Annotated in this window: 19 protein-coding genes and 1 other RNA gene; 7 read left to right on the forward strand and 13 right to left on the reverse strand. The window is 38.0% G+C overall.

All coding sequences use genetic code 11. The features are described 5' to 3' along the window. Window positions 1-4: 4 nt before the first annotated feature. Together rsmD and mrdA are read right to left on the reverse strand one after the other, a co-directional pair. Window positions 5-556, reverse strand: coding sequence for a 16S rRNA (guanine(966)-N(2))-methyltransferase RsmD (rsmD, locus tag AC1M9C_RS10320; protein ID WP_035268497.1), 552 nt, complete (start codon window positions 554-556; stop codon window positions 5-7). Continuing rightward, window positions 557-2665, reverse strand: a complete 2109-nt coding sequence (gene mrdA, locus AC1M9C_RS10325; protein ID WP_481953643.1) for a penicillin-binding protein 2 — start codon at window positions 2663-2665, stop codon at window positions 557-559. A gap of 236 nt (window positions 2666-2901) precedes the next feature. Here mrdA and AC1M9C_RS10330 point away from each other — a divergent pair, with 236 nt between their 5' ends. The 4 genes from AC1M9C_RS10330 to AC1M9C_RS10345 all read left to right on the forward strand — a co-directional run bounded on the left by AC1M9C_RS10330 (window position 2902) and on the right by AC1M9C_RS10345 (window position 5761). Further along, window positions 2902-3417 carry a hypothetical protein gene (locus AC1M9C_RS10330; protein WP_481586473.1) on the forward strand — a complete coding sequence of 172 codons (516 nt, stop codon included), beginning with the start codon at window positions 2902-2904 and terminating at the stop codon, window positions 3415-3417. Window positions 3418-3481: 64 nt separating this feature from the next. Then, window positions 3482-4798 (forward strand): hypothetical protein, encoded by a 1317-nt coding sequence (locus AC1M9C_RS10335; protein WP_481586472.1) that lies wholly within the window; start codon window positions 3482-3484, stop codon window positions 4796-4798. A 75-nt stretch (window positions 4799-4873) separates the two neighbouring features. Next, window positions 4874-5533 carry an adenylate kinase gene (gene adk / locus AC1M9C_RS10340; RefSeq protein WP_035268488.1) on the forward strand — a complete coding sequence of 220 codons (660 nt, stop codon included), beginning with the start codon at window positions 4874-4876 and terminating at the stop codon, window positions 5531-5533. A 75-nt stretch (window positions 5534-5608) separates the two neighbouring features. After that, window positions 5609-5761 (forward strand): hypothetical protein, encoded by a 153-nt coding sequence (locus AC1M9C_RS10345; RefSeq protein ID WP_171076785.1) that lies wholly within the window; start codon window positions 5609-5611, stop codon window positions 5759-5761. Here AC1M9C_RS10345 and nth read toward each other — a convergent pair. Both nth and AC1M9C_RS10355 read right to left on the reverse strand, forming a co-directional pair. Next, on the reverse strand, window positions 5758-6459 hold the full coding sequence (nth, locus tag AC1M9C_RS10350) for an endonuclease III (protein ID WP_481586471.1): 702 nt from the start codon (window positions 6457-6459) through the stop codon (window positions 5758-5760). The genes AC1M9C_RS10345 and nth overlap by 4 nt on opposite strands. After that, the gene (locus tag AC1M9C_RS10355) at window positions 6460-7251 is read right to left on the reverse strand and encodes an RnfABCDGE type electron transport complex subunit B (protein WP_035268482.1); all 792 of its coding nucleotides are present in this window, start codon (window positions 7249-7251) and stop codon (window positions 6460-6462) included. Window positions 7252-7587: 336 nt separating this feature from the next. Between AC1M9C_RS10355 and gdhA the strand changes: the two genes are divergently transcribed. After that, on the forward strand, window positions 7588-8931 hold the full coding sequence (gene gdhA, locus AC1M9C_RS10360) for an NADP-specific glutamate dehydrogenase (protein WP_481586470.1): 1344 nt from the start codon (window positions 7588-7590) through the stop codon (window positions 8929-8931). A 51-nt stretch (window positions 8932-8982) separates the two neighbouring features. Here the strand turns inward: gdhA and AC1M9C_RS10365 are convergent, their stop codons facing one another. The 5 genes from AC1M9C_RS10365 to AC1M9C_RS10385 form a co-directional block, all read right to left on the reverse strand. Continuing rightward, window positions 8983-9759: a DUF4377 domain-containing protein gene (locus AC1M9C_RS10365; protein ID WP_481953644.1), complete on the reverse strand. Its 777-nt coding sequence runs from the start codon at window positions 9757-9759 to the stop codon at window positions 8983-8985. Window positions 9760-9912: 153 nt separating this feature from the next. Then, the gene (locus tag AC1M9C_RS10370) at window positions 9913-10689 is read right to left on the reverse strand and encodes a DODA-type extradiol aromatic ring-opening family dioxygenase (RefSeq protein WP_481953645.1); all 777 of its coding nucleotides are present in this window, start codon (window positions 10687-10689) and stop codon (window positions 9913-9915) included. A gap of 100 nt (window positions 10690-10789) precedes the next feature. Then, the gene (gene rlmH / locus AC1M9C_RS10375; RefSeq protein WP_481953646.1) at window positions 10790-11272 is read right to left on the reverse strand and encodes a 23S rRNA (pseudouridine(1915)-N(3))-methyltransferase RlmH; all 483 of its coding nucleotides are present in this window, start codon (window positions 11270-11272) and stop codon (window positions 10790-10792) included. A gap of 156 nt (window positions 11273-11428) precedes the next feature. After that, window positions 11429-13855, reverse strand: coding sequence for an endopeptidase La (gene lon, locus AC1M9C_RS10380; RefSeq protein ID WP_481953647.1), 2427 nt, complete (start codon window positions 13853-13855; stop codon window positions 11429-11431). Between the two features lie 116 nt (window positions 13856-13971). Continuing rightward, window positions 13972-14586, reverse strand: coding sequence for a 5-formyltetrahydrofolate cyclo-ligase (locus AC1M9C_RS10385; RefSeq protein ID WP_481586467.1), 615 nt, complete (start codon window positions 14584-14586; stop codon window positions 13972-13974). A 223-nt stretch (window positions 14587-14809) separates the two neighbouring features. Between AC1M9C_RS10385 and AC1M9C_RS10390 the strand changes: the two genes are divergently transcribed. Then, entirely contained in the window at window positions 14810-16066 is a 1257-nt protein-coding gene (locus AC1M9C_RS10390; protein ID WP_481586466.1) for a putative solute-binding protein, read from the forward strand. A 253-nt stretch (window positions 16067-16319) separates the two neighbouring features. Here AC1M9C_RS10390 and AC1M9C_RS10395 read toward each other — a convergent pair whose 3' ends face one another. The 4 genes from AC1M9C_RS10395 to AC1M9C_RS10410 all read right to left on the reverse strand — a co-directional run bounded on the left by AC1M9C_RS10395 (window position 16320) and on the right by AC1M9C_RS10410 (window position 18819). Beyond that, window positions 16320-17294 carry a hypothetical protein gene (locus AC1M9C_RS10395; RefSeq protein ID WP_481586465.1) on the reverse strand — a complete coding sequence of 325 codons (975 nt, stop codon included), beginning with the start codon at window positions 17292-17294 and terminating at the stop codon, window positions 16320-16322. 401 nt (window positions 17295-17695) lie between these two features. Beyond that, a non-coding RNA gene (ssrS, locus tag AC1M9C_RS10400) (6S RNA) lies at window positions 17696-17879 on the reverse strand. 101 nt (window positions 17880-17980) lie between these two features. Then, window positions 17981-18265 carry a cell division protein ZapA gene (locus tag AC1M9C_RS10405; protein WP_180027932.1) on the reverse strand — a complete coding sequence of 95 codons (285 nt, stop codon included), beginning with the start codon at window positions 18263-18265 and terminating at the stop codon, window positions 17981-17983. 2 nt (window positions 18266-18267) lie between these two features. Then, window positions 18268-18819, reverse strand: a complete 552-nt coding sequence (locus tag AC1M9C_RS10410; RefSeq protein WP_481586464.1) for a hypothetical protein — start codon at window positions 18817-18819, stop codon at window positions 18268-18270. Between the two features lie 65 nt (window positions 18820-18884). Between AC1M9C_RS10410 and AC1M9C_RS10415 the strand changes: the two genes are divergently transcribed. Beyond that, window positions 18885-19505 carry a UPF0149 family protein gene (locus tag AC1M9C_RS10415; RefSeq protein ID WP_481586463.1) on the forward strand — a complete coding sequence of 207 codons (621 nt, stop codon included), beginning with the start codon at window positions 18885-18887 and terminating at the stop codon, window positions 19503-19505. Window positions 19506-19553: the final 48 nt, after the last annotated feature.

A 19553-nucleotide genomic window follows, 5' to 3' on the forward strand; every position in this document is an offset into this window, starting at 1 on the left:
ATGTCTAATCTATTTTTCGATAAAGGCCTGATTTAACTGTTCCAGCTTTGGTTTCTTTTATGAGGTGCCATGAAGAAGGTAGATTAAGTGATGACAATGGTTGATCGGCTTCGACATAAATAAATGCATCTGCTTTGAGTTTTGGGTCAATCAATGAAGCCAACTCCTCCCAAAGATTTAAACTATAGGGAGGATCTAAAAAAACTACATCGAATTGATTGTTTGAGAGTTGTTTTAGCGCGATTTGGGCAGTGCTTTGAATCAGTTTTGCATTATTCACATTTAAAAGCGCTAAGTTTGATTTTAAAAATTTATTTTGCTCTAAATTAGGTTCGATCATCGTGACATGAGCTGCCCCTCGAGATAGCGCTTCAAAACCTAATGCACCAGATCCAGCGCAAACATCTAGCACCTGCGCTTGTTGAATATCCCACATTAACCAATTAAATAAAGTTTCGCGTACACGATCTGGTGTTGGTCTTAAACCCTCAATAGTGGCAAAAGGTAATACACGGCGTTTCCATTCACCACCAATGATGCGGAGTTGATTTTTCATTTATTGACTCGTGTTACGTTGAGTGTCAGTGTTTGCATTCGTTGCATTCGTTGCATTCGTTGCATTCGTTGCATTCGTTGCATTCGTTGCATTCGTTGCATTCGTTGCATTCGTTGCATTCGTTGCACTGTTGCTGTTACGTGATGCTTGGAGTTCACGAGGAAGTGCATTCGGATCGGCTGACAAATTGGTAGATCCGCTAGGTAATTCACCAGGCTTAATGCCTGCTGTCATTAGGCCGCCACTGACAACATGATTCATCGGCTTTATTGGTTTACGATCACGATGGAGTAACCAATAATCTAATACAGGTCGTGCGAGTGCGGTTGCTCCTGAACCTCCACGACCATTTTCCCATATCACTGCAATCGCTATTTCTGGGTTGTCGGCAGGGGCGAAGCCTACAAATAAGCCGTGATCGAGTTGACGTTCAGTTAATAAAGCTTCGTTATACTTTTTACCTTGCGCAATACTCTTGACCTGAGCGGTACCTGTTTTACCCGCAATTTGATATTGCAGTCCACCACGAATACCTTTACCTGTTCCAGATTGGATCACATCCACCATGGCATCACGCATCTTTATCCAATCTTCATCAGTACCATTGAAGGCAATTTTATAATCTGGTGCATTGTGAACTTTGAATTGCTTTGTTCCTTTGGTTTCACGCAATACGTGCGGTGTAACATGGGCGCCATGATTTGCTGTAATTGCAGTTGCCATCGCGAGTTGTAAAGGGGTAGAAGTGAATGCACCTTGCCCAATACTGACTGAGATTGTTTCACCTTTGAGCCATTTAGAATTGCGAGTACGCATTTTCCATTCTGGCGAAGGATACAAGCCTGTACTTTCGCTAGGAAGGTCTACACCCGTTTTCTCACCAAATCCAAACTGACGCATCCATGTGTTCATACGATCGATCCCCATCTGGTAAGAAAGAACGTAATAGTAAGTATCACAAGAGACAACAATGGATTTGTGCATATTGACTACACCATGACCCGTTTTTTTCCAGTCGCGGAATTTGTGAGAGTCTCCTGGTAAGTGGAAATAACCTGGATCTGAAATAGCAGTTGACCAATCGACAATACCGTAGTGAATACCCCCTAATGCAGCCATAGGCTTAATGGTAGAACCTGGTGGATAAGTCCCTTGAACTGCTCGGTTATAAAGTGGTTGATCTAAATTGTCACGAAGGGCACTGTAGTCCGTATGACTGATACCGGTTACGAATAAATTTGGGTTGAAACTCGGACTTGAAACGAGCGCTAAAATTTCACCTGTACGTGGATCCATTGCAACAATTGCACCACGACGCCCCGCAAGTTGCTCAGCAGCTACGGTTTGGAGACCATAATCAAGTGATAAATAGAGGTCATTACCGCGTACAGAATCTTTACGCCCTAATTTCCGTAAGACATTACCGAAAGCATCTGTCTCAATAGATTCAAAGCCAGGTGAGCCATGCAACAGGTCTTCATAAAATTTTTCTACACCAATTTTACCGATCAGATTTGTACCTGCGTAAGCATCTTTATCAATGCTTTTGAGTTCTTTATCGTTAATACGACCGACATACCCAATAACATGGGCAAATAATTCACCATGTGGGTAATAACGCGTCATTTGGGTTTCAATAGAAACACCAGGAAATTTAAACTTTACTTCGCTAAATTTGGCGATATCTGTTTCAGTTAAGTTTAGTTTAAGCGTTACACGTTCAGTCTTTTTTGCGGTTTTCACACGACTCATGAAGCGTTCGATGTCTTCTTCGCTCAAGTCAATAATCTTTCTAAGGCGTTCTACCGTATCTTCAATATCAGGTACATCCGCTTTACTTAATGTAGCCGTAAAAACTGGATAATTGTCAGCCAGTAGAATGCCGTTACGATCAAAAATATAACCGCGGGCAGGGGAAATCGGTTGTAAACGAATTCGGTTTTTGTCCGATGCATCTTTAAACTGGTCGTAATGCACAATTTGCAGATACGCATATCGAGACAATAGAACAAGTAAAAAAAAGATTACCACGCAAATAGCAAACACCACTCGACTGCGAAAAATTCGCTTTTCTTGTTGTACATTCTTCAGTGGGAACTGCTGCTTCATAGATCTTTACTTTTTTGCGGGTAAAAGCTGACTTTATATCAAAGTATTTTAACTCAGATTGACTATAAAATTTGAAAAATTCATAAATAGTTCGTATGTTATAAAAATTAAAATTTGACCAAATAGACACTAATTTTAAAGCTTGTTGTATATAAGAACGAAAATTATTCTGTTAAAGTCGAAGCACTATGGATGAATAATAATATTGTTCTCAGTTTGAGAGAATGGAGAAAATAATGAGAAAAATCGTTTCCTTTGCTGTCATGATGTGGGTAGGGAATTTAGCATACGCAGATTTTTCATCGTTTTATCCTGAAGCAAAATTGAAACCAGAACAATTTTCTAAAATAAATGTGGGTGCTGGTGTTACACAACGGTTAGCGCATGGGAATTTAGAATACGTCACTCCATACGGTATTGGATACGGAAAGCTTGGCGCTTTCTTAAATGACGACCACGATGTGGGTGCTCAAGTCGGTTTTCGTTACCCAATAATTCTCGGAACTAAGGACTTAAATGGATTTTATTTAGGTGCATTTGCTGGTCATCTAAAATCAAAAACAGTCAATGGTGAAAAGGAATCTCAACTCGGTGGTGGTATAGATTTATCTTATGTCATGCTGAATAAAGAAAGAATTAGTACATTTAGTGTAGGGATAAAAGCAGGAGAGGAAATCACGCAAGGAAACCAAGTGATTTTTGAAACTAAACCAGAACTACAGTTTTCCTACACCTTAAGTGTAGGATTTTAGAAAGCTTTATGGTTTTATACCTCAAGTTCGACTGCAATTAGATATATGAATATGAGAGTCATGAATGTTTGGATATGTGAGTGATTTGTGGCAAGCCTTCGTCAATCGACCTGATTTTTATGCAGTACTGAGTATTATCCCAGTAACCGCATTTGTGACTTGGGCTCACGTCTGGATGGCACTCAAAATGGTGTTTTATCCAATTAAGTTTTGGGGTTTTCACTTAGGTCCGCTTCCGGTGGGATGGCAAGGAATTGTTCCACGTAAGGCAGGACGTATATCGGGTATTATTACCGACAATACACTATCAAAACTTGGCTCCTTACGAGAGTTCTTAGATGCGATGGATCCCGAGGATACTGCTCGTATCATTGGTGAACAGGTTGGCTTCGAGTTAGAGCACTTAATTGATGAAGTGATGATGGATCGCAATGCGGTTCTATGGGAAAACTTACCTTACTCAATCAAGCGACGTATTTATGCGCAAGCACATAAGCAACTTCCAAATGTTTTGAAAGAGCTCGTAACCGAATTAACTTTAAATGTTGAGTCGCTCGTGGATATGCGTGCGATGGTAGTGAGTCAAATGGAAGGCGACCGTCAATTGATGGTCAATATGTTCCTAAAAGTGGGCCAAAAAGAAATTAACTTCATTTGGCATATCAGTGCATTAATTGGTATGTTCTTCGGTATCTTCCAAATGATCGTTTGGTTTGTCGTGCCTTGGCATTGGACCGTACCATTCTGGGCAGCAATTTGGGGCTTTTTAACGAATTGGATTGCAATTTGGATGGTATTTAATCCAGTTGAGCCACATTATATTCGTTATCCACAATTCTTTGAGTTAACTCAAGATCGTAAATTCCCTTGGATAAAACCTGTTATTCCACGCATTGGTTCTTATAATATTCAAGGTGCGTTTATGAAGCGCCAAGAAGAAGTATCAGATGTATTTGCCCGTGTAGTGACTGAAGATTTGATTACATTGAAATCTATTATGATGGAAATGATGTATGGTGGAAAAAAAGACAAAACACGCCGTATTGTCAAACGTCATATCAATGAAATCATGGAAACACCATTGGTTCGTACATCATTACAGCTATCTTTAGGTCCAAAAGAGTATGCAAAACTCAAGACAGACTTGATCGATCGCTCAATTGAAATTACGATGGTGCCTGTATGCGACCCAGCTTTTAATGCGAGCCGCGCACAGAAAATCTATCAAATGTTTAAAGAACGTATCCGTGAATTAACGCCGCGCGAGTTTCAAAATCTATTACGTCCTGCATTCCAGGAAGACGAATGGATCTTAATTGTGCTAGGTGGGGTAACAGGTTTCTTCGCGGGTCTGATTCATTTATTTGTGGCTTTCTTATAAATAGATGCTGGATTGGTGCCTACCAAAGACATTAACCAAGTATCGTCGATATAGTTAAAATGAGGATGTTTATTTATGCGCATTATATTACTCGGACCACCTGGAGCAGGTAAAGGTACTCAAGCTCAGTTGATCTGCAAGCGCTACAATGTCCCACAAATTTCAACCGGTGATATGCTCCGTGCTGCAATTCGTGAAGGAACTGAACTCGGTCTACAGGCAAAATCTGTAATGGACAATGGTGGTCTAGTTTCTGACGAACTGATTATTGGTCTGGTTAAAGAGCGTATTGCACAACCAGATTGTGCAAATGGTTGTATCTTTGATGGTTTCCCTCGTACGATTCCTCAAGCTGAAGCTTTGGAAAAAGAAGGCATTGATATTGATCACGTGATCGAAATTGATGTGCCTGATGAAGAAATCGTTAAACGCTTATCGGGTCGTCGCCAACATCCAGCATCAGGTCGTGTTTATCATATCGTCTACAACCCACCAAAAGTGGAAGGCAAAGATGATGAAACTGGTGAAGATTTAGTTCAGCGTCCAGATGACCAAGAAGAAACAATTCGTAAGCGCTTAGGTTCGTATCATACTGAAACTGAACAGTTGGTTGGCTTTTACCAAGGGCGTGCAGCTTCAGGTGAAAATGCGCCAACGTATGATAAGTTGAATGGACTTCGTCCTATTGAAGAAGTTCAAAAAGAACTTTTTGCAATTTTAGATCAAACTAAATAACCATTATTCAGCTTTGACAAAAAAGAAGCCCTAAGTCATATTAGGGCTTCTTTTTTATGATGTGAAGGTAAACAAGTGCAAAATATTGCCATTATTTTATTGATGCTTGCATGCTTGGCAGTATTGTCTTTTTTGGTATTTATAAGTTTTAAATTACTTCGCGATAGTCAAAAACAGATGAAATTAGATAAAGAGAAAAAAGATCAAAAAAAATCTCTTGATCGTTAAACCTGTTTTAAATCGATCTGTCTTGTCGCTCCATATTCGAAACGTTCAGGCCAGTTGCACACATCACTCACAACACACTCATTGCACTTTGGCCTCCGCGCAATACAGCAATAACGTCCATGTAAAATTAACCAATGATGAGCGTCTACAATAAACTCTTTTGGAATCACTTTAACTAGACGGTGTTCAACTTCGAGTACATTTTTTCCTACCGCAAGTCCAGTACGATTACCTAATCGAAAGATGTGGGTATCAACGGCCATGGTTGGTTGACCAAAAGCGGTATTTAATACCACATTTGCAGTTTTTCGACCTACGCCCGGAAGTGCTTCTAAATCAGCACGGTTGTGAGGAACAATACTGTTGTGTTGTTTAATCAATATTTCACAAGCTTTGATGACATTTTCAGCTTTAGAGTTATAGAGACCTATTGTTTTAATATAAGATTTTAATCCTTCTACACCTAAGGCATAGATTGCTTCAGGTGTGTTTGCTACAGGGAAAAGCTTATCTGTGGCCTTATTTACGCTTACATCAGTGGCTTGTGCTGATAAGGTCACAGCAACTAACAACTCAAAGGGTGAAGAATAATTCAGCTCTGTTTTAGGGGTTGGGCGTTGAGCTCTTAATCTTTCAAAAAAAATTTGAATTTGCTTTTTTGTCATGTTTTTTACAGTTTTAGGTGTTTTAACGTTCATTTAAACACCCTCAATTGAATTGAGTTTTTCATATAAAGTATTGAGTTGCTCTTGCTTATCGACACTCTCACGTACAGCAAGTTGTTTTTCAAGCTTTTTAATTTGTGTACGTAATTTGGCAAGTTCGATTGTAGATTTTGCATCTAATGTCTTATGAAGCGCTGTTTTTTTTATCGTTTGAATAGTAGGTACTGATTGTAATTGTTTTGAAAACTGAGCAAAAAGCGCAGTATCAATTTCAGCTTTAACGACAGGACCTTTGCGATGAAGACTGCGATTTTCCTCACGTTGAATATGAGCATAATAACGATTTCTAAGATCATTTTGTTCTAGGAAGCGGGCTTGCTGATTTGGTATGGGCTGTAAATCTTCAACAAGATCGATACAGTCAACTGGACAAGGTGGTATACATAATTCGCATCCAGTACAAAGATCAGTTAACACAGTATGCATTAACTTTCCTGATCCAATGATGGCATCTACAGGGCAAGCACTGATGCATTTAGTGCAACCAATACACTCGTCTTCACGTATGATCGCTTTCATACGCTGTGGGCGACCATCAGATTGAATTGGCCAAACGCTTTCTTCAGCTTTAAGCTTAGGGCGATTCAGTAAGTGAGCAATTGCGTCAGCAACAGGTTGACCGCCAGGGACACATTTATTCGCGTCTTCTCCTTCTACAATAGCTTTAGCATAAGGTAAACAACCATCACGGTGGCCACATAGACCACATTGGGTTTGAGGTAGGAAAGCATCAACTTGTTGTATCAATGAGATTTGTGCGTGCATGTACGTTAAAACTTAATCAAGCGAAAAGGAGATCATAGGTGCGAAATATGAATGATTTTAACATGATTAGTGTTAGTTTGGGGTGCGCTGTTATGGGTCATTTATCGCGCAATAAAAGCGCCGAATAAGCATTAATCCATAATTAAAAGTAATGAATTTGATAATTTAAAATTATTAAATACTATAATTAAGTAATTGAAATTAAAAAAATATTAAAAAAAATTATGAAAACTATTGTACAGTGCCTGTAAAAGATATTTAATACTTTGCGCCAAAACTTATCAATATATTGAAATTTTGACCAATTTTGATCCATTTTCTGCTGAGGATTAAGCGTTGAAATACAACAGCCTTAACGACTTCCTAGACTACGTTAAAACACGTGATGCACATCAACCAGAATTTCTTCAAGCTGTTGAAGAGGTGATGACAAGCTTATGGCCTTTTATTGAAAAGAACCCTAAGTATGCAGCTCATGGTTTATTAGAACGTTTAGTTGAACCTGAACGTGCGATTCAATTCCGCGTTTCTTGGGTTGATGATCAAGGTCAAACACACGTTAACCGTGCGTTCCGTGTTCAGTACAACTCAGCAATTGGTCCATTCAAAGGTGGTATGCGTTTCCACCCTTCAGTGAACCTTTCAATCCTAAAATTCTTAGGTTTTGAACAGACTTTCAAAAATGCGTTAACTACACTACCAATGGGTGGTGGTAAAGGTGGTTCTGATTTTGACCCTAAAGGTAAATCAGAAGGCGAAATCATGCGTTTCTGCCAAGCACTCATGATCGAGTTATACCGTCACTTAGGTTCTGACACAGATATTCCTGCGGGTGATATTGGTGTTGGTGGCCGCGAAGTTGGTTACATGGCTGGTATGATGAAGAAGCTCAGCAATGACACTTCATGCGTGTTTACAGGTAAGGGTTTAACTTTTGGTGGTTCACTAGCGCGCCCTGAAGCAACTGGTTACGGCACAGTGTATTTCGCTGAGGAAATGCTTAAGACTCGTAACGACAGTTTCAAAGACAAGGTAGTTACAATCTCTGGTTCGGGTAACGTTGCACAGTTTGCTGCTGACAAAGCAATGTATTTGGGCGCAAAAGTTGTTTCACTTTCAGATTCAGCTGGTACTGTATACATTAAAGACGGTTTAACTCCTGAGCTTTTAGCTGAAGTAATGGAGCTTAAAAACGTTCAACGTGGTCGTATCTCTGAGTTTGCAGCGAAGCATGGTTTTGAATATCTTGAAGGGCAACGTCCTTGGGGTATTAAGTGTGATATCGCACTTCCATGTGCAACACAAAATGAATTAGATGCTGATGATGCGGATAAATTGCTTGCAAATGGTGTGATTTGCGTAGCTGAAGGTGCAAATATGCCTTCTACACTTGCAGCAGTTGAAAAATTCGTTGAAGCAAAAATTCTATATGCTCCAGGTAAGGCATCCAATGCAGGTGGTGTTGCAACTTCTGGTCTTGAAATGTCTCAAAATGCGCTTCGTTTAGGTTGGTCTTTCGAAGAAGTAGATGAGCGTTTACATGCAATCATGAAAGAAATTCACCGTAACTGCGTAAAATTCGGTACTCAAGAAGATGGTACTGTGAATTATGTAGATGGTGCGAACATTGCTGGTTTCGTAAAAGTTGCTGATGCGATGTTAGCTCAGGGTGTATTCTAAGAATATATTCAAAAATAAAAAAACCGAGGCTTAGCCTCGGTTTTTTATTCTTTATAAAGAACCTTTTACAGCTTCACGCTCTACAGCCATATCAAAAATATAAGCATACTTTGATTGATCTGCAGCAGGATTTTTAATTTCATAACGTTTTACACGAATGATTTGACGTTCATTCGGACTATGTGAAAAACCTTCAATTTGATCGTAGAATAAAGTCCAGTCTTTATCGACTTGCGTTTTAATACCACTATCGTTGTATTTTATTTCTCTGACTTGTAGACAAGTTTGGGGAGCTACACCAGTACATTGTTTAGTTTCTGGCGAAATTTCAAGAAATATGGTTTCACCTTGAGTTTTGTATTTGGTTTCAGGTGTCATTTTACCCGTGAAGATAATCTTTTCACCATTCGGCTGTACCAAAGTCAACGTTGGATTATCACGATCATTTAAATTAAGCACGAAAGGAACAGCAGCTTGGGAAAATAGATTTCCAGCAAAGCGTTCTTGTTCGGCAGCCAAACCATTACATCCCTTCATGGTAGATGCAAGTTGAGCAGCTACGATAGTATTGTTTTTTAGCTCAAACCCGCCAAATAAAGTATTGCAGCTCGTATGAATTGAAAGTTTTTTATCAGCGGTGAAGTTTAAAGTGATTGGTTGAGGCGCATTTTGTGGATTGGCTTGCCATTGGTATGCAGCGAGAGTTTGATCAGCATTTTGTTGTTGAAGCACAGACACAGCTAAATCCCCAGCTTTTTGTAGATCGGAAGTCTGACACGCAGCAAGTGTGATAGGCAAAATAGCCAAGGTAATTAATTTTAATTTCATAACAAGCTTTCTAAATTGTATTGATCCGAGGAAGGATAACGCAGGAGATCTAAAAAATTATGGATACATTCTGCACTTTTCAGTATCAAAATGTATCCATTGATCGATGATTATTTCGTGATGGTCATTTAAAAAATGATATTTTATTTTCTCTCAATCAAAGCGATAAATATCCATTCCTAAAGCACCCATGGTAAAACTATTATGTACAATGCTAAAACGATCACCAGTGCCCATAGAGAAAAATAAAGGTGCAAAGTGTTCTATCGTAGGGTGGTTACGATGAACATAAGGAATCGTATTCCACGCTAAAATAGCAGGATAATCCGAATGAGTGAGCTGCTGCACCACGTAGTTTCTAAAAGTTGATGCCCATTCTGGAACTTCACTCGTTTCACCATGCCAAGCAAGCTCTCTTAAATTATGAGTAATGCTTCCCGAGCCAATTAATAATATTTGCTGATCTCTTAATGGAGCGAGAGCTTGACCAATTTTAAATATCTCTTCAGCAGACATCGTCATGGGTAAAGAGATTTCGACTACGGGGATATCAGCTTCTGGATACATATGTAATAAAGGCATCCATACGCCATGATCACGAGGTCGCGTACTATTGGCATGTGCAGTAATTTGTGCCTCAGCGAATAAATTTAAAACTTGTTCAGCAACATCTGGAGCACCAGGGGCAGGATAGCGAATTTCATAGAGTGCATCTGGGAAACCTCGAAAATCGTGCCATGTTTCAGGTCTAATCCCCGTACTTACTTCGAGTGCATTGCTTTCCCAATGCGCAGACATGACGATTATCGCTCTAGGTTTGGGCAAATTGAGACTCAAGCGATGTAAAGCTGGACCAACCTGTTCAGGATTCAAAGCCAGCATTGGAGAGCCATGTGAGATGAATAAGCCAGGTAGCGTTTGAATAGTCATGAGGGTGGTTCCATTCTTAGATGTATGAGGTGATCATCGCAAATTTTAGAAGTCAGAGTAACCATTTAAATTTGAACATCATGTTGCAAATTCGGAACGATTATCCAGCACGATGGTACGGATGGTTATGATTAATGCTTATGGCACGGTAAAGTTGTTCAATCAACAGAATGCGAACCATAGGGTGGGGTAGCGTTAATTTAGATAAAGACCAGTGCCAAGCAGCAGCTTTACGAACTGCATCAGAATGTCCATCAGGTCCACCAATCGCGAGCACAACATCATTCCCTTCAAGCATCCAACCTTTCATGGTTTCAGCTAATTTTTCTGTACTAAACTCTTTTCCTCCCACTTCAAGTGCAATTAAAAGTTCATTTCCTTTCAGTGCATTTAAAATGCTATCGCCTTCGATATTACGGTATTTTAAAATATCAGCTTCAGAGTCATTCTTTCCGCGTTTCGCCATAGGAAGCTCAACAATTTGAGTTTGTACAAAAGGTTGAATTCTTTTGAAATAATCTTCAAAACCAGTAAGAACCCATGCTGGCATTTTTTGACCAATGGTCAAGATACGAATTTTCATGAAAATGTGTCACTAGAAGTTTCACGATATTATACATTTCAAAGTGATGAATTTATAAAATCAAAAGTTAAAACATAATGAGTTGTTAAATTTGCATCCATTGATATCTTATAAAAAAAGAGAGCCTAAGCTCTCTTTCTTCAGTTAAAAGACCCATTAGTGTCGTGCAGATTTTGATTCGTCAACTGCCTTCACAATGGGTGTTTTTACTAATGGTTTAGGCATAGAGGTTAATGCTAGTGGTAAAATTTCATCAATTGATTTTACAACTTTGATATCTAAACCTTCTTTCACATTATCAGGAATTTCGACTAAATCACGTGCATTTTCCTGTGGAATAAAGACCATTTTTACACCGCCACGATGTGCAGCCAGTAATTTTTCCTTTAAACCACCAATACGCATTGCACGGCCACTCAAGCTGGTTTCACCAGTCATTGCAATGTCAGGTCGAATCGCAATGCCAGTAAACGCAGAAACTAATGCTGTCGTTAAAGCAAGACCAGCTGAAGGACCATCTTTAGGCGTAGCGCCTTCAGGTAAGTGCACGTGAATATCGGTTTCTTCAAAGCGAGTAGAATCGATACCCAAAGCATCAGCTCGTGTACGCACTACGGTCATCGCTGCAGTAATAGACTCCTTCATAACATCACCTAAAGAACCAGTGGTTACGAATTTGCCTTTACCTTTCATTGCTGCAACTTCAATTGTCAGTAGTTCACCACCAACTGAAGTCCAAGCTAGACCATTAACACGACCGACTTGAGCTTCTTCTTCAGCCATACCGAAATCGAACTTATGCGGCCCTAAGTAGTCAGGTAGATTTGCAGAATTAACCTCAATTTGAAGGTTTTTCGCTTTTTTACTAACCGCTTCTTTAACCACTTTACGTGCGATTTTAGAAACTTCACGCTCTAAACTCCGAACACCAGCTTCACGTGTATAGCGTTGTACGATATCTCGGATTGCTTCTTCATGTACACTTAATTCCTTAGCACGTAAGCCATTATTCTTGATTGCTTTAGGTACTAAGTAACGCTCAGCAATGTTGATTTTCTCTTCCTCTGTATAACCAGGAAGGCGAATGACTTCCATACGATCTAACAAAGCTTCAGGAATATTCATACTGTTTGCAGTACAAATAAACATGACTTCAGATAGATCAAGATCAAGATCAAGATAGTGATCGTTGAATTTGTGATTCTGTGAAGGATCAAGCACTTCTAACAAGGCAGATGCAGGATCACCACGATGATCTTGAGCCATTTTGTCAATTTCATCGAGTAGGAATAAAGGGTTTTTTACACCGACTTTAGAAAGTGATTGCACAATCTTACCTGGCATCGCACCAATATAAGTTCTGCGATGTCCACGAATCTCAGCCTCATCACGAACACCACCAAGTGCCATTCGAACGAATTCGCGACCTGTTGCTTTGGCTACAGACTCACCTAGTGAGGTTTTACCTACACCAGGAGGACCTACGAGACACAATACTGGTCCACGTAGTTTTTTTACACGTGACTGAACAGCGAGATATTCAACGATACGCTCTTTAACTTCATCCAAACCATAATGATCAGCATCGAGAATATCTTGAGCTTTTGTAAGATTAATACTTACTTTGCTCGCCTTATTCCATGGTGTATCTAAAATAGTTTCGATGTAATTACGAACGACCGCAGCTTCACTCGATGCAGGCTGCATTGCTTTTAGCTTACGGAATTCACCTTCTGCTTTTTTACGAACATGCTCAGGAAGATCAGCTTCAGCTAAACGTTTTTCAATCTCTGCGATATCATCTTCAGCACCGCCATTCATGTCAGAAAGTTCACGCTGAATAACTTTCATTTTCTCATTTAGAAAATATTCGCGCTGATTCTTTTCCATTTGACGTTTTACATTGTCATGTAAATTTTGCTCAATCTGTTGTTCTTCAGACTGTTGAAGTAAATAAGTCATTAACTCTTGTAAATGAGCTTCAAATTCATCGTGTTCGAGGAATTTTTGTTTCACTTCGATGTTTAACGGCACGCGTGTAGCGACGAAGAACATGAGTTGCAATAAATCATCGATTTTATTTGCAGCATTAATTAACTCACGCGCATTACGTAGTTTTGCTTCAGCGTATTGGCTGAAAAGACCACGTAATTCTTCGAGGCGAGTTTGTTGAGTTGCCGACTCCATACGGATCGTCATTGGGCTAAGGCTGTGCTCAGCTTCTAAATAATCGTTTTGATCGTAAATGTTAACCAATTTAGAGCGATAAATACCCTCGATTAAAACCTTAATGCAGTTTTCATCGTTTTCATGATTTACGACTTGTACAATCTTCGCGACAGTACCGTATTGATATAAATTGTCGTGATCAATTTCTTCTGTAAGAGAATCTTGTTGAGCTACTACAAAAACTAAATTGTCACTGTTACGAGCTACATCAACTGCTTTAATCGATTTTTCACGGCCGACAAAAAGCGCAATTTGCATGTGGGGATAAACCACAACATCACGCAAAGCTAATAGCGGTAACACGCTAGGGGTCTGAAGTTCTAAGTTTTCTTCATTCATAATAATATCAGTCATGAGCACTCCTAATGAGTGACAACGGTGTTGCCATATTTTTATAGTGATGTGTAATTTAAAAAATACAAGGGTGAAAATCGATAAAATTCGATTTATTTCTACTAATCTTGATAAATTCAGTTGGATTTAGGGTGAATTAATATTCTTCGTTTGAATTTTAATCGTTTTCTAGGGGTGATTAACTCATCTAATGGCTGATCCCAAGGTTGGCGCTTTAAAGGATCTAAGATTAATTGAAAGTCATGCGCTAAACCGATGCGATAGGGTTGATTGCTCGCATGCTTTAACGTTCTATCATAAAAGCCACCTCCCATACCCATACGTGTTCCATGATAATCACAGGCTACTAGGGGCATCAATAGTAAATCAATTTGTTTTACATTTTGCCCCAATCTATGCATAGGCTCATACATGCCTAATTTATGTTTAGTAAAACGTTTATTTAGATATTGATGCTTTGAAATTGGAACCCATTTTAAAGTTGAATCAAGTCTGGATACTTTTGGGAGATAAACGACTTTATGCTTCGAAAAGCAATGCATGATTAGGATATGTGTTTGTATTTCACCGAATGCATCTAAATAAATCCCAATTTTTTGTGCAGATTTAAATTTAGAGTGAGATTGGATTTTTGACAAAACCTGAAAAGCAGAACGTCGTTGCGTAAAATTTGAGAGTTGTCTTCTACGAGAGCGTAGAGTTTTTCTTAAAAGTTGTGTTTGCAACTGCATTTCAAACTATACCAATCTAAGTGCATGTGTAAGGTAAGTAGTTTATCGATTTTTACTCAGGTTTAATCAACCTGATTTAAATATTTTCGATAGTATATTTTTCATTTACTCTAGGTGTAACAAATAAAAGATTAGGGTCAATTTAATTTTAAATTGAAGCCGATAAGCTGAACTCTATCGGATCAATTAAGGTCTGATCATAAAAAATAGAAAAGGGAAGATAATGAAAAATAAAAAATACGGTATTCTATTTAAAAAGAGCAAGCATGCTTATCGTATGGTTATGCTCACGACAGTAATTAGTCTTTCTGGTCTAATCACAAATCATGTAAATGCTCAAACTAGCTCTAAGTTGGATTTATCACTGTCCAGCCATTCTGTGAATAAAATAAAAAAACTACTGAATGATCCAAAAGTTTGGCAACAGATTCCGAAACAAGTCACCTTATGTGTGTATTCACCGAGCGGTGCTCATGGTGAAGCATTTGAGCAAGCGACGAGCTATATGAGTGAATTACCACGAATTGCTAAAGTTGCTCAAGATTTCGGCGTGCAAATGACTGTCAATCGTACGGCTAAGCTACAAATGCAGATAGATTTGAATTATCCAAAATTAAAGCAAAAAACATCCACTGAAGTTAATTTAAAAGTCTATACAGATGAACGGGTTTTAACTGAAGACTTTAGAAGTAAACGTTGTGATGGTGCTGGAATAAGTAATTTACGTGCCAAGCAATTCAACTCTTTTGTTGGAAGTATTGATGCAATAGGTGCAGTTCAAAACTATAAACAACTAACTAAAGTGATTCAGCTGTTAGCAAGACCTGAATTTGACTCGAAAATGGTCAATAAGGATTATGAGGTTGTTGGTATTGTGCCTTTAGGTGCTGCTTATATAATGGTAAATGATCGTAAAATTGATACTTTATCTAAAGCAGCTGGGAAAAAAGTCGCTGTAATGAGTTTTGACGCAACCCAAAAAAAATTAGTCCAAAATGTTGGTGCTCAACCAGTTACAGTGGATTTAACTTCGGTAGGCGGGAAATTCAACAATAAGGAAGTTGATATTATCGCAGCGCCTGCAATCTTATTTGAACCTTTAGAACTCTATCGTGGAATGACAAGCAAGGGCGAGGTACGAGGCGCAATTATTCGTTTTCCACTCGTTCAAGTAACGGGTACATTGATTATGCATCGAAATAAATTTCCTGCTGGAATGGGGCCTATAGCAAGGGAGATTATTTCCAAGCAATTAACACCGGCTTATAAATTTATTAATCAAACTGAATCTAAAATTGATCCTAAATTTTGGATGAATATAAGAGATGCTGAGAAACCTGGATATTTGAAAATTATGCGCGAAGCTAGAATTCAGATGACAAAAGAAGGGCATTATCATCCTGAAATGATGTCTATCCTTAAAAAGATACGATGTAGTGATGATCCTAAGAATTATGAGTGTGCGCTTCAAGATGAGTAACTAATAATCTAAAAAATAGATTGTTTTTATAATTTTAATCGGTTTTATTTGTTTTTAGCCATGCTTTAAATTACTCACATCTAGGTTAAAGAGTAAATGTGAGATGAAAATTTTTATCGCAGTAGTTACTTCTACTTTGTTGATGAGTGCATGCGCATATGATCCAGTGCATTATGAGCAGCTTAGAATGTCAGAGAACGCGCAACACATGAAATTAAATGGTTAAAAAAGCCCCCAGATGGGGGCTTTATGCCTATTTCTTTTTAACGATATCGCTCCAAGACACATTAGTTGGCACGCCTGAGTTAAAGCGAACTGATGCGGATGATGAATAATCTTTAGTTTGTTCAACGACAATCTTTTGATTGTACTCATCAATAATTTCTAACTTACCGCCTGCTTTCGGGTAAATTCTCCACGACTCTTTTTCGAATGGTTGAGTTACACTGAAGTTGAATGCATATGAAAAATTAGCATCTTTAGGTTGGCCAACGATTGTACCTTTACTTGACACACTTTGTAATTGATCATCAAAGAAACGGTATTCATAATCCTGTAGCCCCATATATTCCAATGTAGTGCTAGGGTTGTTTTTATCTACAATCTGGAATTTTAAAGGATCTTTTACAGAATAAATTGCGCCATTAGAACCAACTGTATCTTTTACAATTTTACCAGTGACTAAATATAGTTTAGATGTATCAGTCCACGGTGTATAAAGCGCATTATTAAACTCAACTGTGGTTGAGCTTAATGTTTCAGTAAGCGAAATAGATCCTCCTTTAAATGTTACGACTTCCTTGCCGAAACTAGTAGCACAAGAATCATTACCACTTTTTAGCTTGATTGTTTGAGTAGTTCCACTTTTAGTTAGGTCAGTACAAATTAAATTTCTAAAAATTGTAAATGCACTTGTTCCTTGATCTGTTAATTCAATTACTCTACCTGTACGAGTAATGGGTCCATCACCCAATGTTTCGCCAATCATGTGTCCTAATGCTTGATTAAATCGATCATCCATGACATTCAAAGATTCTGAAAAACCAAGCGTTTCTTTAAGTTTTGTTAAAAAATCCTTATCTTTAAAAGGTATAAATGTAGAGCTCACATCGCCTGGTTTAATATAATTATCATTTGGCGTGTCAAGCTTCGAGTCACTTCCACCACCACATGCACTTAGTAATGCAGCAATACTCGCAACCCCAGCCAATTTTGCTAATTTAGACATATTCTCTTCCTTTAAATATAAATCTATTCTCATTGTTTATAATGTTTGACTAATAATATAAAGTCTTTAAACAATAAGAAGACATTAAAATGAAATACTATTTGTGTAATTTCTATTATGGGGAATAATAATTTAAATTTTAGAAAAGTTACTAGGTCCTTATTAACCAAATTTACAAATAATATGTCAATTTTTTTATATTGTTAAATATATATAAAGTAATAGTTTTAAACAATTAAATAATATTGAGAGTTAAGTATATTTGTTTTAGATTAGTGTCTAATAAGTTGTTTATAGTGAAAATAATGTGATAAAAATCAAAAAATATTAATATTGATTATTAATTTGGGATAAAGCGCAAGGATGTTTATTCAAAAATAAGAAAAAAGAGAAAATAAAATAAAGACTCCGGAGATGCCGCTGCATGTGTCGTTACCCTGAACCCGACGAGTTCAAGGTGGACGCGACGTATACTTGCTGGGTTTCCCACTCGAGGTGGGCATACGCTCTAAATATACAGAACACAATCCATAAGTTTAAGTATCGGCAGGGGAATAGACCCGCTGGCGAACATCCCAGAGTTAAATTAAGTATAACGAAATGAGTGAGATTGGCAAACCTTGGTGTACCCATTATTTGCGTGATAATTCACTCAGTAAAACTGACTGTGCAAACTTAGATCAAATTTATACAGTTTTTTCAACGTCTTCCAAGATTGTTGCAAGTAAGCGTTCACAATGAGAATATTCTTGTAAGGATTTGTTCATTGTTAAAACTTCTTGCATAAGCTCTAAAGCCACCATGATAACGAGCTTATTGTGTTCTACGTTAGGTGCTTTTCTACGAAATTCTTGAAATTTCTCATTCAGCAAATCACCAGCACGTTGTAAATCATCTTTCCGATCTTGAGTGGTTGAAAGTCTAAATGTTTGTTCAATTAGTCTTAACTCGACTGTAACGACTTCAGACATAATTATGCTTCCTCATTTTGTTCAGCCGGATTTTCTAATTGTTGGATTTCTTGGGCATGATGATCTTGATCAGTACCTAAAATGGCTAAGCGTTGAATGATTTGCTCAACCTTAGTTTTAGCGAGTTCATTTTTTTTGATTAAACGTTGATTTTCAGCCTTCAATTCATCAATTTCTTTTTGAGCTTGACGTTGCTCAGCCAACATTTTTTCTTTAATGACTCTCAGCTCATTTCTTTCAGCCAAGATTTCCTGAAATCTATTTTTTAAATCAGTACAACTTTTTTCTAAACGACTATAACGTTCTGCTAAAGCAGTAGCATCTTGATTTAAAGTTTTATAAATACCATCTAATTGATTGTATTTGTCATTTAGACTTTCAATCTGTTCTTGCTTTTGAGTGATGATGGTATTTTTTTGAGCGGTTTGAATTTGATGAGTTTCCTGAAGTTCTTTCTGTTTAGCTTCAAGAGAACTATTCATTTGTTCGGTTTCGGACAAACGATGTTTAAGCGTGCCTAAATGCGTTTGTAAACGCTGTAATTGTTCTAACATAACGAGGTCGCGTAGTTTCGCAATCAAAGGTAATATATACAGAAGTATAGAGATTGGAAAAGCGAATGCAAGACGATATTTCAGGTTGGACAGATTGGAACCAACATTTCGGTTCAATTGAGGAAATTACTAGTCCAAGTGAGTTACATGGTTTACTTACAGGTATTGTTTGTGTAACTCAACCGCCATCTCATGAGGAGTGGTTACAAATTTTGTCTACATTGAATGTGCCTCAATTAGAACCTGCTGCACTTAATTTACTTGCTGAGGAATCTGAAGATGTTTCGCATGCTTTGTCAGAAGATGAATTAGATTATTTACCCATTTTGCCTGATGATGAACATTTATTGTCTGAGCGTGTTCAAGCTTTAGCAGATTGGTGTGCAGGAGTGGTATTAGGGTTTGGATTAGCGTCTGGGCATATTCGTGCTGATGAAGCTGAGTTGATTGAACACTTGCAAGATATTGCAGCAGTCGAGTTTGAAGATTCTGATAATGATGAAGAAGGTGAAATTAGCTATCAAGAACTTTATGAATTTGTTCGATTAATTCCAGTGAGTTTATCTGTTGGACGAACCAAGATTGCTGTTGAAGAAAGCTCATTACTGAAACATGTAAAACCAACAATTTCGAAAAAAAATGAGCAAAGTGTCGTTGAGATGTTTACACCTCATCGACCAAGTTGATTACATTTAATCAAGAGTACTACTTAACATATAAGTAGTACTGTATTT

The sequence above is a fragment of the Acinetobacter sp. 24-47-39 genome, assembly GCF_056783825.1.